16 protein-coding genes are annotated in these 13,588 nt (G+C 34.3%); 3 read left to right on the forward strand and 13 right to left on the reverse strand.

Annotated features, from left to right (window positions below):
* The first annotated feature begins 46 nt into the window (after positions 1-46).
* On the forward strand, positions 47-1,330 hold the full coding sequence (locus tag D1J36_RS03545) for an NAD-dependent succinate-semialdehyde dehydrogenase (protein ID WP_154137743.1): 1,284 nt from the start codon (positions 47-49) through the stop codon (positions 1,328-1,330).
* Positions 1,331-1,408: 78 nt separating this feature from the next.
* Here D1J36_RS03545 and pyk read toward each other — a convergent pair whose 3' ends face one another.
* The 12 genes from pyk to D1J36_RS03605 form a co-directional block, all read right to left on the reverse strand.
* Positions 1,409-2,854 carry a pyruvate kinase gene (gene pyk / locus D1J36_RS03550; protein ID WP_154137742.1) on the reverse strand — a complete coding sequence of 482 codons (1,446 nt, stop codon included), beginning with the start codon at positions 2,852-2,854 and terminating at the stop codon, positions 1,409-1,411.
* On the reverse strand, positions 2,847-3,317 hold the full coding sequence (locus D1J36_RS03555) for an IPExxxVDY family protein (RefSeq protein ID WP_154137741.1): 471 nt from the start codon (positions 3,315-3,317) through the stop codon (positions 2,847-2,849). The genes pyk and D1J36_RS03555 overlap by 8 nt, the downstream gene beginning before the upstream one ends.
* On the reverse strand, positions 3,304-4,047 hold the full coding sequence (locus D1J36_RS03560) for a ribonuclease III family protein (RefSeq protein WP_153935636.1): 744 nt from the start codon (positions 4,045-4,047) through the stop codon (positions 3,304-3,306). The genes D1J36_RS03555 and D1J36_RS03560 overlap by 14 nt, the downstream gene beginning before the upstream one ends.
* A 3-nt stretch (positions 4,048-4,050) precedes the next feature.
* The gene (gene fabF / locus D1J36_RS03565; protein WP_014937892.1) at positions 4,051-5,295 is read right to left on the reverse strand and encodes a beta-ketoacyl-ACP synthase II; all 1,245 of its coding nucleotides are present in this window, start codon (positions 5,293-5,295) and stop codon (positions 4,051-4,053) included.
* A gap of 28 nt (positions 5,296-5,323) precedes the next feature.
* Positions 5,324-5,563, reverse strand: a complete 240-nt coding sequence (locus D1J36_RS03570) for an acyl carrier protein (RefSeq protein ID WP_004917181.1) — start codon at positions 5,561-5,563, stop codon at positions 5,324-5,326.
* 154 nt (positions 5,564-5,717) lie between these two features.
* Positions 5,718-6,062, reverse strand: coding sequence for a hypothetical protein (locus D1J36_RS03575; protein ID WP_252339427.1), 345 nt, complete (start codon positions 6,060-6,062; stop codon positions 5,718-5,720).
* A gap of 173 nt (positions 6,063-6,235) precedes the next feature.
* Positions 6,236-6,607, reverse strand: coding sequence for a hypothetical protein (locus tag D1J36_RS03580; protein ID WP_154137740.1), 372 nt, complete (start codon positions 6,605-6,607; stop codon positions 6,236-6,238).
* Positions 6,608-6,917: 310 nt separating this feature from the next.
* Complete coding sequence (locus D1J36_RS03585) at positions 6,918-7,262, reverse strand: hypothetical protein (protein WP_154137739.1); 345 nt, start codon at positions 7,260-7,262, stop codon at positions 6,918-6,920.
* Positions 7,263-7,567: 305 nt separating this feature from the next.
* Positions 7,568-8,494 (reverse strand): hypothetical protein, encoded by a 927-nt coding sequence (locus D1J36_RS03590; protein ID WP_185147748.1) that lies wholly within the window; start codon positions 8,492-8,494, stop codon positions 7,568-7,570.
* 32 nt (positions 8,495-8,526) lie between these two features.
* Entirely contained in the window at positions 8,527-9,447 is a 921-nt protein-coding gene (locus D1J36_RS03595) for a hypothetical protein (protein WP_154137737.1), read from the reverse strand.
* Positions 9,448-9,738: 291 nt separating this feature from the next.
* A complete protein-coding gene (locus tag D1J36_RS03600; protein WP_154137736.1) occupies positions 9,739-10,242 on the reverse strand; it encodes a hypothetical protein in 504 nt (167 codons plus the stop codon).
* A gap of 235 nt (positions 10,243-10,477) precedes the next feature.
* A complete protein-coding gene (locus D1J36_RS03605; protein WP_154137735.1) occupies positions 10,478-11,806 on the reverse strand; it encodes an oligosaccharide flippase family protein in 1,329 nt (442 codons plus the stop codon).
* Between D1J36_RS03605 and D1J36_RS03610 the strand changes: the two genes are divergently transcribed.
* Both D1J36_RS03610 and D1J36_RS03615 read left to right on the forward strand, forming a co-directional pair.
* On the forward strand, positions 11,773-12,270 hold the full coding sequence (locus D1J36_RS03610) for a hypothetical protein (RefSeq protein WP_154137734.1): 498 nt from the start codon (positions 11,773-11,775) through the stop codon (positions 12,268-12,270). The two genes, D1J36_RS03605 and D1J36_RS03610, sit on opposite strands and share 34 nt — an antisense overlap.
* A gap of 109 nt (positions 12,271-12,379) precedes the next feature.
* Positions 12,380-13,129 carry a GTP cyclohydrolase gene (locus tag D1J36_RS03615; RefSeq protein ID WP_252339429.1) on the forward strand — a complete coding sequence of 250 codons (750 nt, stop codon included), beginning with the start codon at positions 12,380-12,382 and terminating at the stop codon, positions 13,127-13,129.
* On the opposite strand, the gene D1J36_RS03620 is transcribed toward D1J36_RS03615, so the two are convergent.
* On the reverse strand, positions 13,092-13,586 hold the full coding sequence (locus D1J36_RS03620) for a hypothetical protein (RefSeq protein WP_154137732.1): 495 nt from the start codon (positions 13,584-13,586) through the stop codon (positions 13,092-13,094). The two genes, D1J36_RS03615 and D1J36_RS03620, sit on opposite strands and share 38 nt — an antisense overlap.
* Positions 13,587-13,588 lie beyond the last annotated feature (2 nt).

The following is a 13,588-nucleotide window of genomic DNA, read 5'->3' on the forward strand; positions in this document are numbered from 1 at the left end:
AGCTTTCTCCCCTTAAATAGGGGCTTCAATTTAAAAATAAACAAGAATGATTGATAAAATTGACCTTGCTAACACCGAATTTAACCAATGGAAAAACCACTCTTTTCAAGAGAGACAAATATTATTTAAAAACTTAGCAGATATATTAGACGAGCAGAAAAACACTTATGCTAATATCATTACCACAGAAATGAATAAACCCATTTCTCAAGCCTTATCGGAGGTAGAAAAATCAGCAATGATGACTCGTTTCTACGCCAATATAGACGCTGATGTACTAGCTCCAGAACATATCGAAACAGACTTTAATATTAGCCAAGTTCACCATACGCCTCTAGGGGTAATTTTAGGTGTAATGCCTTGGAATTTTCCTTTTTGGCAGGTACTTCGTTTTGCAGTACCTACTATTTTAGCAGGAAATACCATTATCGTAAAACACGCGTCCATTTGTACCCAAAGTGGAGATGCCATAGAGGAGGCTTTTCTAAAAGCAGGTTTTCCTAAAGGTGTATTCCAACATTTAAAAGTAGGGCATCAAGACATCGAAACTATACTAAAGCACCCCGCTGTACAAGGTGTAAGCCTTACAGGCAGTGATTTAGCAGGGAGTAGTGTAGCTTCCATAGCGGGAAGAGAAATCAAAAAATCAGTTTTAGAACTTGGTGGTAGCGATGCGTTTATCGTTCTAGAAGGTGCTGATTTAGAACAAGCGGCAGAAGTAGGTGCTTTAGCAAGATTACAAAACTGTGGACAAACTTGTGTCGCTGCCAAAAGATTTATCATTCACCATAATATAGCCAATGCTTTCTTAGAATTGTTTACTAAAGCTTATCAAAAGTATCAACCATCAGACCCTCTAAATCCCAACACCATATTGTCGGGTATGGCAAGAAAAGACCTCGCTGATGAACTAGAACAACAATATCAAAAAGCTGTTGCTAACGGAGCAGAAATCATCATTCCCTTAGAACGATTGTCTGATAAAGAATTTAAACCAGGGCTTATCTTAGTAAAAAAAGGAAATCCTATTTTAGCCGAAGAATTATTTGGACCTCTCGGTATGGTAATGATAGCTCAAACCGATGATGAAGTTCTAGACTTAGCCAATGATATTCCATTTGGATTAGGAAACTCCGTCTGGACTAAAGACCAAAACAAAGCCCTTGATTTTGCTCTAAAACTAAATTCTGGCACTGTGGCTATCAATTCTATGACCAAATCCGACCCAAGACTTCCGTTTGGTGGAGCTAAAAAATCAGGCTATGGGACAGAATTATCTGCTTTAGCCCTTAAAGAGTTTACTTACCCTAAAACCATCGTAGGAAATTAAAATCAAATTTCATCATCTAAATAAAAAACCATCAGACATAAAATCTGATGGTTTATTTTTTATCCTTATAGCATTACTCTATATGGTAGAAAGCCTTAGTGTATTGGTTTTTCCACCATTATGTACTGGCATTGCATTAAGATTAACCACAAAATCTCCTTTTTCTACAAAACCATAATTGCAAGTAAGCATATTAACTTGTATCACGGTTTCGTCTGTAGTTTTCTCCATATCATAGTGGAATGCTCTAACGCCCCAAAGTAGGTTAAGCATCGTAAGCACCCTTCTATTGGCACTATAAACAATAATGTGTGAGTTTGGCCTATGTGCAGAAATTTGGAAAGCTGTATAACCAGAATGAGTAAGCGTAATAATAGCCTCTGCTCCTGAACTTTGTGCTATATTAACCGCTGATAAACAAATTTTATCCGTGATAAATCTTTCATCTAAACAACTTATCTGATTATCTAAAATACTATTTCTGTCGTAGTAGTAGTTAGTCGTTTCTATACTCTTTACTATTTTAGACATATTCTTCACCACATCTACAGGATAACGCCCTACGGAAGTTTCTCCAGACAGCATCACCGCATCAGCACCGTCTAACACCGAGTTTGCCACATCATTTACCTCCGCTCTAGTAGGTGTAAGGCTTGTAATCATAGTCTCCATCATTTGAGTAGCAATAATTACAGGCTTAGCATAGGCTCTTGCTTTTTTAACTAAAGTCTTTTGAATTACAGGAACTTCCTCCATAGGCACCTCTACACCTAAATCTCCACGAGCCACCATAATCCCATCACACTCCATGAGAATTTCGTCTATATTTTTCACCCCTTCAGGCTTCTCTATTTTAGCGATAATAGGTGTCTTAAAGTTATTTGTTGGGTGATTCTTAATAAGTTCCTTTAAATCTTTTATATCCTGCGCATGACGAACAAACGACAATGCAATCCAGTCTAACTCTAAGTCTAAAATAAAGTTAGCATCTTTAATATCCTTCTCTGTAAGGGCTGGAAGCGATACATTGGTATTAGGAAGGTTAACCCCTTTTTTAGAACTTAATGGTCCTCCTTGTATCGTTTTAGCACGAACAGTATCTTTTAGATTCGTTTCTATAACTTCAAGAACTAATTTACCATCATCTATTAAGATTCTTTCCCCTACTTTTACATCTTGTGGAAACTGTTGGTAAGTCATATATACCCTAGTTGAATCTCCTTCTACATTTTCATTAGTAAAAGTAAGAATATCCCCAGGATTAAGATAAGAGCCTTCTTTTACAACTCCTACTCTTAGTTTTGGACCTTGTAAATCTCCTAATATCGAAACTGAGTAACCATATTCCTGATTGATTTCTCTTATCAGCTCCACATTTCTTCTCACCAAATCATAATCTGCGTGAGAAAAATTTATTCTAAAAACATCTACACCTGCTTTAACCAACTCCAACATCGTTTCTTTGGAAGATGATGCCGGTCCTAATGTTGCTATTATTTTCGTTTTCTTTAATTTCTTATTCATAGTACTGAATGGTTTGATAGAGTTCTTGCTCTGGGCTTAATGATATTTCTTGTATAGGAAACACTAAGCTACTAGGCAACAAAATTACAGAAAAATCATATAAAAAATCCTTTGTTAACAGAATATAATCTACATCTCTATACTCTGGTAACAAATAGACCTCCTCCACTAGATTTGAAAACAAATCATAATGACCTCTGTCCTCTAGTCTAGTATCATAATATTTATTCGCTATAAAAGTGTATGTACATTTAGTAATTTCATCATAAGTTTGATACTGTACAAACAAATACAAGCGTCCTCCTTTTTTTAAAATAAAATCCTTCTCTCTGCTAAACTTAAAGCTATTTAGGAGGTTGATATTAAAAAACAATTCATAATCTTGTATTTTTCGAGAAAGTCTTAATAATCCTATTGAGATTTCTTCTTCCTCTAGATCAAGAAATATTTTATTGTCTTTCAATTATCTTTTCTTTTTTGTTTAATGTATAAAATGCTCTTTGTGCAGCCTTTTCTTCCGATTTTTTCTTAGAAGTTTCCGTAGCACTAGCCACTTTACTACCACCTACAAAAATATAGGTTTTAAACATCTTTACTTTACTTGGTAAAAACTCTTCCTCGGTTTTGTAGTCTATCTTAATTTTATTCTTTTGACTCCACTCTAACAACAAGCTCTTATAACTTATAATTTTATTTTCAAGTTTAAGCATTTCCGAATGAGTAAGAATCTTAGATAACACCACTTTTTGACATTTTTCGTAGCCAAAATCCATATAAATAGCTCCAACCAAAGCCTCTAAGAGATTTCCCGACAGGTCTGCTCCAAACTTAGAACCATTTTTCAAAACTAGAGAAGTCAAATTTAGCTTTTCTCCTATCTGATTAAGGTTCTTCCTATTAACAATCTTAGATTTCATCTGGGTTAGAAACCCCTCGCTCTCCTGTGGATACTGCCTGTAAAGATAATAGGAAACGATACTCCCCAAAACTGCATCTCCTAAGAACTCCAATCTATCATAATTGAGCTGACTAGAAGGGCTTTTGAGAGAAAAAGCCTCCTGATACCAAGAGACTTCTTTAGGCTGTATACCTAATATTTTTTTCAATTCTTTTACTATAAAAGTCTCTCTTTGTGTATATTTTGGCTTCTTTCGTCTAGCTAAAATCCTGTTGAAATAGCGTCCGATTTTCATTCTTTAGACTTTCTTGAATAGCACACACGCATTGTGTCCACCGAAGCCAAAAGTGTTGCTCATTGCAACATCAACCTTTTTTTCTACCGCTTTATTAAAAGTAAAATCAAGACGACTATCTATTTTTTCATCGTCTGTAAAATGGTTAATTGTAGGTGGAACAACATCGTGAATAATAGTTCCTATGGCAGCAATAGCTTCTACAACACCCGCAGCTCCTAGCAAATGCCCCGTCATAGACTTTGTAGAATTGATTTGTATATCAAAGGCGTGGTCGCCAAGTAATCTAGAAATTGCGTTAGATTCTGCAATATCTCCTAATGGCGTAGATGTCCCATGCATATTGATGTGATCTACCTCATCAGCAGTCACGCCTGCATCTTCTAAACAGTTCTTCATTACCAAATAAGCTCCCAATCCTTCTGGGTGTGGTGCCGTCATATGATGTGCATCTGCACTCATACCCCCACCTTTAAGCTCTGCATAGATGGTAGCCCCTCTTCTCTTAGCGTGTTCATACTCTTCTAAGATAATACACCCCGCACCTTCTCCTAGAACAAAACCATCTCTGTCTTTATCAAAAGGTCTAGAAGCTGTTTTAGGGTCGTCATTTCTTGTAGAAAGTGCCATCATCGCATTAAAGCCACCCACTCCACTTGCCGTTACTGCAGCCTCGGAACCTCCGCAAACAATAACATCAGCTTTACCAAGCTGGATTAACATTTTAGAGTCTATGATTGCATTAGCAGAAGACGCACAAGCCGATACCGTAGTATAGTTAGGTCCGTGGAAACCATATTCAATAGAAATATGCCCTGGTGTAATATCCGCAATCATTTTAGGAATAAAAAACGGATTAAATCTAGGAATATCCGACTTTGCCCAGTCTAAAACTTCCTTCTCAAAAGTTTCTAGTCCACCAATACCAGACCCCCATACAACCCCTACTCTGTTTTTATCAACCTCTGTACTAGTTATACCAGAGTGTTCTATAGCTTCTCTAGCGGCTACAATTCCCAATTGAGTATTTCTATCCATTTTCTTTGACTCTTTTCTGTCAAAAAAATCTAATGGATTGAAGTTTTTAACCTCGCAAGCAAATTTAGTTTTAAAATTAGTGGCATCGAAAAGAGTAATTGGAGCAGCACCGCTCTCACCTTTTACAAGGTTTTCCCAATATTCTTTAGCATTATTTCCAATAGGTGTAATAGCACCAAATCCGGTAACAACTACTCTTTTCAATTCCATAAATTTAAGTTTTTGATAAAAATACTAATTATTTATTTACCACTTCTTCTACATAAGCAATTGCGTGCCCTACTGTAGTGATTTTCTCCGCTTGATCATCAGGGATTTGGATATTGAATTCTTTTTCAAATTCCATAATAAGCTCCACAGTATCTAGCGAATCTGCTCCTAAATCATTAGTGAAACTAGCTTCTGGAGTTACTTCTGTTTCCTCCACATCTAACTTATCTGCGATAATCGCTTTTACTCTTGATGCAATGTCTGACATAATATTACGTTTTTAAAAATTATTATTCGGTGCAAATATATGAAATTTCATATCAAATTATATTCTTTTTGAAAAAATTTAAGGTAGTTTAGGTAGAGTAGGTGGGTGGATAGAAAGCCTCTATACCCTTGATGGAGAATATAGAGGCTGTGATTTAGAAACTGTAGCCCAACCTTAGATGGAGGTCTATCTCGCCATAGTTACGATTATTAAACTCGTGTCGGAAACCTAGCCCTGCTCCTACCTCATAATGCAAGTTGTTGCCTAAGTTACGCCTAATCCCCCATTTGGGAACAATAGAAATACTACTATAATCTGTGTAATTTGAACTAAAAGACTTTTCTGGTCTGTAAGATACCCCCACGGTTAGGAAATTAGCTGCATTGGACGAAGTATCTCGCCCTCTCTCCGCTCTTTTTTTGATGTTGTAGTAGTATCTTGATTCTACAGACGCATCTAGAAACCAGCCTGTACCTGTACCTACATACCATTTGGGCATTACTCCTAATTCGGTGCGTAGTGCGAGTTGGTCTGCCAGACCTATTTAGGTATTCACCCACGCTCCCACAAATCCTATCTGCACATTGTAGGCGGTGGGTTCTACTTTCCCTCCTTCTTGCCCAAAGCAAAGAGTGGAGGCTAATCCTATTAAAAGTGTTAATTATTGTCTTTTTAATCAATTATTGTCCTAAATATATGGTCTGCAGAATATAGTTTATAGTAATTACTCCCTATTTTCTTTACTATTATATAAACCTGTCTTCTATCTGCATTGTCATTTTTAATAATTTTTGACAAACAAGTTCTATTTATGATTTTTTTGTTGAATTTTTTAACTTTTTTTACATTATAGATACCATACTGAAAATGAATTTTCTTTGTATCATTTACATCTATTTCAAAATAATTTATCTTCTTTTTATGCTCATAATGCTTATCCTTCGTATTATCAAATTCTATATAAACTGTATCACTTACCTTTCTTTGAGAAGAGAAAAGCACAGGCATAATACCTATAATTATAATTATCAATCGCTTTTTCATTTTTCTTACATTTAAGGACAGCTTCGTGATGCTGAGTTATACCAATTATTATATGTATTCTGAACATTGAGTTGATTTGTAGCTCCAAGATTGTTCCAAGCAGTTGTTCCCTGCAAACCTACCCAAGCAATTGCCTCTGCTTGTGAATCCATGATAGAATTTATCAATTTATATAGATCCAAGACTATTTAAAGTTCTCATTCCAAATTAGTACATACAAATTTTCATTTCTATTATCACATCTAAACCCCACATATTCTTTTATTTCCTTATTTCTATATCTTAAAAAAAACTATATTAGCATAAGGTCTTAATTTATTGGAGTACCCAAATTTACATAATATTTTTTCTCAATTAAAAAATAGCCTCCACCATATCTTAAACTCTCAAAGTTACTAAACATTTTTCCTTTTTCTTTAGGTATTTTATGGTAATCTCTAATCCTATATATTTTATTATTAATTCTAGGGTTGTAAGAGACTCTTTTAACCTTATATACATATGTATTATTATCCAAATTTATTTTCAAATAGGAAGTTGATTTATTATTTATTAAACAAAAAATATCTTTTCTGTCTATTTTTATTATTTGTGATTTAACCCCCTGAATACTAAAAATTAATACAACACCTATATAAACTGCTATTTTTTCCATAGATTATATAATATAAATTTCTTTTTGTATCCAAAGAATACAAACTTTTATCTCCTTTAAGAACTGTACAAACTACTTGGCTTTATATTTCATATCAGAATATTTATTTCTTTTATTTTTCAAAACCATTATGGAACTGGCTCCATATATTTAAGTTAACAAATTCATCTTTAATTTTAAAGTAATTATTCCTAAATTCATAATACTTAAATTATTGAGAATTATTTTCATCTGATTGAATAAATGTGGTATAATTACTAGGCTTTAAGGACAATTTTACAAAATAAAAGCACGTGTATTGTGTATTATTTTTCCCATAACCAATAGTTTTCCACCCAAGTTGTTTCATATAAATCTCTCTCAGATTTTGGCAATAAATTCCAAGCTCTCGTATCTTTCAATCCCATCCAAACAACTGTTTTATATTCAATATCAGAATATTTATTTCCATAGACTTGCTTTAAGAAGTTAACCATTATTTCCACATAATGCTTTCCCATCATGTTATGTTGAGCAGCCGCATCATCTTTTGTATACCTCACATAATAATCAAAAAGTCCAGGATAATTATGATGAAGCAAATCAGATGTTATTTTATTTACGTCAATATTACCATGAGTTGAACCAAGTGATAATAATTTACGATAAATTTCTGCATGAATCATTTCGTGCATAAATGTATCCAAAATAATTATCTTAGGAATATTCTCCCAATCTTTGTCTCTATTAAAAATTATTTTTATCCAATAATTTGAAGGTGGTTCGGTTTCTGCAAGATGATTAGAATTACTTACTAAACCTACATCAAACATTAAGTGTGCCACAGAAGCATCTGTAATAAATTTTTTCAAATATTGTTGAAAATTAGTAGCAGTTTTTGCTTGATTATAAATATTATTTAATTTGATATTATTTTTAAATCTTAAAGTAGGTTTAACAATATTAGGATTATTCCAATCATTTAACAATTCAGAAAGAATAGAATGGTTTGTGTCTTCATATGGTAAAAGAATATTTTGAAAATCAAACCATGTAGTTGTAGGATTTATTTCAAATAATTTATCATAAAATGAATTGAATTTGTTAACAAGTATACCAGAGTTTGGTTTGGGATTCTTATACCATATTTCTCTTAAAAAGTTATAGAAAAATACTGCTTTATGACCATTACTATACTCTAGATTTTCCAAAATTGAATTAGTTACATCTGGATGAGACTGCATATAATCCATATGTTCCTTTTGAAGAACTATTCCATAATCTGTCACGCTTTAAAAACAGCTCTTGGATAAGTGTTATAAGAATAGATATTGATATTAGGATTCATTAGATACCAAGGAGTATTATTAGAGACACCACTACCACCACTATCTCCACTCCCCGGCCTACCACCTTCTCCACCACTACCTTCTCCGCTAGAAGCACCACCACCTCCAACATATATGTAAAAACATTTTGTAGATGTAATAGTACCATGGCAAGAACAATTAGGATCATCTATTTCGTAAATTAAACACATAAGCTCCAACATGCTATTAGGAGTTATATTTTTATTTGAATCATCTTCTACTAACTTTATTGTTTTGGTGGTTTTAGTAGAATCCAAAGGGATATCTGAAAACAAGTCGCCAGGAACATTAATGAACTTTTTAAAACCAAAAGCTCTATTATTGATAAAAATAATATTTGCCATTATATTCTCTCTAATGTCTTTTGAAATGGATTTATTGTAAACCATTCCGTATAATGTACTATTATCCATATTTTCTAAATAGGTAATTTCATTATTCCTGTTTATAGAAGCAACTATATAGGACGACATAAAGAAGCCATCTTGTGTAAGTGGAATAATAATTCTTTGTTCAGAATTAACAATATTATCCGAATCACCAAATACCCCCAAACCCATATTTTTTGGAACTTTATCTATTATTACCTTATCCCAAACTGGAACAGCTTTAGTGTCTTTAAGTTTTGCAACAAAACCTTTTTTCTCATTTTCCTCTTTTAAAATTTTCAACCATCTATCACCTCCTCTAACATTACTAAGTTTGGATTCCGCATTTAAAAAAAAATCGGACTTTTGTGCTGTATCATCTACATCATAAATTGTTAGCTCTTGCCTACACGAATTAACTATAAGAATCAAAATCACAAAGAGAAATAATAACACGTTTCTTTTCATTTTTACATTTTTATATTCTTTCCTACCCTATTTAGGTTTTCAGCTTTCCCTTTCTAGCATAGGCTCTTCGGATAGAGGGCACTGGTTTTATTTTACACCTTTTAGGGTCTAATTTACACCCTATAGGGTCTGTTTTGGAGGTTGCAGGGTCTAAAATAGAGCCTACAGGGTTCAGTTAAGACCTTACAGAGGTAAATCTAGTGGTGGTAAGGTCTAAATTAAAGCCTCCCAACTCTATTTTTAGCCTTGTAAGGTCTTCGTTTGCCCCTTTAGCCTTCATTATACTATTATCTAGGCTTTATTTTCTTCGTCTTTGGTATTGGTAGTACCGCTAGTGGCGACTGCTCTGGTCTGATAATGGGTGCTAAGATCTTTGTAAATACTGGTAGTCCCTGCTTGGTTTTGGGTGGCTAAGAATTTTACATAACGGTAGTAAGATACTGCAGCGGTGTAGTTGTCGTAATCCAAAAGTGTTTTGGTGTCTGTCATCATTTCTATCACTCGGTCTAGTTTCTTTAGAGGGGCTTCTAGCTGGGTTCTTGCGAGATAGTCTTTATCAAATTCTGCCTTGTCTATGGTAGGCGGCACTGTGCTAGGGTCTTGCTCCATATAGAGTTTGCATTTGTCTACCAGCACCTTGTTTTTGTCTGCTATACGCCCATATTGCCTTCTTTCTTCTGGAGAGAGGTTGATTGCCTTGGATTGGATAACGCCGAGTATCGCTCCGATGGCATCATCTATCGTTTTGAGTTCTTGTGCCGAAAATTCTACTGAAATTAAATTGTCAATTGCCATTTCTTTTGTTTTTTTGGTGTTAAAAATATACGAATTACACTATTTCTCAAATATAAAAATAACAATAAGTCAAAATCATTGCATTTCTATCGTTGAGTGTGAACCAAATTTACATACTTGCATTTATATACGCAATACCTCGCCGTATTTTTTTTAATATTAAGCACTCCAAACCGCTTAGACATTAAACCAAACGATAAAAAAAAGCGATAAATTGAACAAAAACTAAGACTTTTTAGCGTTTTATTAGATATTTTACAACCACTCCACTATAAAGAACTCCTGAAAAAAAGACGGCTAATAGGTGGGCGTACCCTACCCCTAAAATCCCCAAATAGGGTTGTAAGGCAAAGATGAGGAGGACGAGCAATACTACCGACAGCGTGGAAATGATAAGATGCAACCTCGTCTTTTCAATCGCAAAGACCAAATTGCTAAACAGCGTCCTAAGCATCATACCTATCACCGCCGCTCCTAAGAAAATATTAAATAAGTGAGTTTGCCCTAAATATTGAGTTCCAAAAAGACTCATAATCTCATTGGCATAAGCTGTTCCCAAGCCCAAAATCAATACTGATAGCGCCGAGAATAAGACTAAATATTGAGTAATGTACCTTTTGATAAATGCTTTATCTTGATGGCGTTTGCATAGTTTAGGGTAATCGTTATGAATGAACACTCGTGATAGGAAAATTAAATTTAACGGTATGAGCGAAGCCGTTTTGTATTCCGCCAAGACCCCCTCACTAAACAACACCCCAATCATAAATATATCCGTAAGCAAAAACAACTCTTGCATAAGGCTCGCAGCGGCGGTAGAAAGGTTAAATCGCCAAAGTGATTTTACCGAGAGTGGTTCCAGTTCTACTTTTCTGAACTTCCTAAACCCCAAAAAGAATATAAAGTAAGGCGACAAACACAAGGCTAAGACATAACCCCTAAGCCCTAACAACGGTGTAAGCCCCAATGCCAACGCCAACAAGGCAACACTACTGACAATCTCCAAAAGAGCAAATTTCCTATTACGGAAAGAGGCTCTACAAGAGGCTTTATACACTTCCAAAAAGAATAATCCCACAAGCCTTACCAAGAACCACAACACCAAAAAAAAGACTTCTAATCGTTGCCCAAACATTACCAATGCAAGTATGAAGACCAACGCATTTATAACCAACTGCCCCAACAAACCGTAGTATAATGAATAAGCTTCTAGGTTTTTAAAATCGGTTGAGTGGTCCAGCTGACTGCCGTATTTTAGCAATCCTTGATAAGTCCCCAACCCCACAAAAGGAATAAAAAAAGAAATAAAATTTTGAGCCTTAAACACCATTCCCAAATCTTCTTTCAGTAATACTCTAGCTACATAAATATTAACGATAAGCAATACTAATTTAGAAATTAGCATCGCTGAAGCCGTCCAAAAACCGTCGTTCTTGAAAAAAGATTTTAGAAAAAGTGTATTTGATTTTAAGACTTTTAATACTGACAAAATAGCTGTAATTTTGTTTCGGTAAAAATAATAACTTACAGATGACTTTCCTAAACATAGCCCATCAAAAATCAAAAAAGATGTATTATTTCTTTGTAGGGTTCATCGTACTCACTTTGATAAGCCATGTCTTTAGGACGAGTAGCATTCCATTTTTCATCTATGCAATGTACTCCGCTCCCGTCCCTATACAGAATGACTTTTCGTTTTTTGTGATAAAGAAAAGCGACGGCAAAATTTTCAATCATCCCGAAATATGGAATCATCATAAACGAATCGTGTTCTACTATTCGTCAAGAACTTGGGAGCAACTTTTAGGTCAAGACAGCCCAGAAATCGCATTCCACAAAAAAGTCTATCCTTCCGCTGATAAAAATTACTTAAATACACATTATCCCAAATGGCTCTTTAGATACGTACAACAAGTGGAAGGTAAGAAGTTAGACCACATCACTTTATACAAAGTAACTGTAAACTACGACGAACATAATAAATACTCCGTAAAAAATGTTGAAAAAATATTTACGCAAGGGCAATAGTTCCATTAGAGATTTAGCCAATTACCAGGCTTTAATTAAAAGAAGTATACTTTTATGCTTTGGTTTGTCGTTCTTATTTAGAAGTTACTCCTCTACATTAAATTTTCAGATGGAAAACCCTTCATTCCAAATTTCAGGAGGCGATTTTTTAACGAGTTTATATAATTATTTCGGCATCAATTATTTTGTCTTTGCACACCCTATTTATAGCATTGTATTTGCCGTTTTACTATTTATATTTTGGGTACTAAGTTTCATATTCCCCAATAAAAAAGCTATCCCTATTTTATTCTATATCTTTTTCTTGATTTATGCCATTGGGTTTAATTCAAATATGGGGTTTCTCTCTAGCTATCTTAAAGGGTTTATCATTATAGGCTTTATATTTTTTGTTATTTCTCCCATCAATTTTAATCTTATGTGGGAAGGATTAAGATATTATACTTGTTGGATTTACTTTTCTGCTTTCCTCTGGAAGTTTATACATAGAGCTATGTTTATGCCTAGATTTGGAGAAATGTCTTTTAAAGACAACTTCTCTTGGTATATCTTCACCAATCCTGATAGTATTTTAAGTAAATTCTACCTTTTCTGTATTGAACACTCTTGGATTCTCAACATTGGGGATAAACTTGTATTCTTATTTGAGGGTCTTTATTTTATTGGATTTTTTACAAAAAAATACGATGCCTTTTTAGGTTGGGGCATCGTAGGACTTCATTTATTTTTGTACTTTTTTAGCGATACGCTTTTTGTGGAAATATGGGTTTTAGGGCTGCTCTTTATTTCAAAATCGCAGTGGAGCAATATCTCTCAACTTCCTAAGACTCTACATAAACACCTGCCCAACTTCTCTTAAGCGGCAAAAGAAAGTCTGACAAAAAAGCCACATAAGTTGATTTAGAAAAGTCAAATACTTCTATCTCTTGAGAGAGTTTGCCCTCTTTTAACGCCGAACGGAACTCTTGTAATTTCATGGTTTTCACTTCGCCATTTTCCACGAAACAAGCCTTCATTCGGTCAAATAATCCTAGTTGATAAGTAGTATCTATCTCTCTCATCACACCATTAAGAGCATCTATAGAACACCCCGAAGCCACCTCTTGTTCCTCATCTATACTAATGATGATAAATTGATTTTTTTCAATTTTAAAAGACGATGACAATGGTTTACCGTGTGCCGCCCAAACGGAAAGAAAGTCAAAAAGTTTTTCTGTAATTTCTTTACTTTCCTTAGGTAAAAAAGGTCTAGAGGCTGGATAAATAAGCACTCTATAATCGTTAGTTTCTACTATATTAGATTCTTCTATTTTCATAA

Origin of the sequence: Riemerella anatipestifer (assembly GCF_009670965.2) — a bacterium.
GTDB classification, from domain to species: domain Bacteria; phylum Bacteroidota; class Bacteroidia; order Flavobacteriales; family Weeksellaceae; genus Riemerella; species Riemerella anatipestifer_B.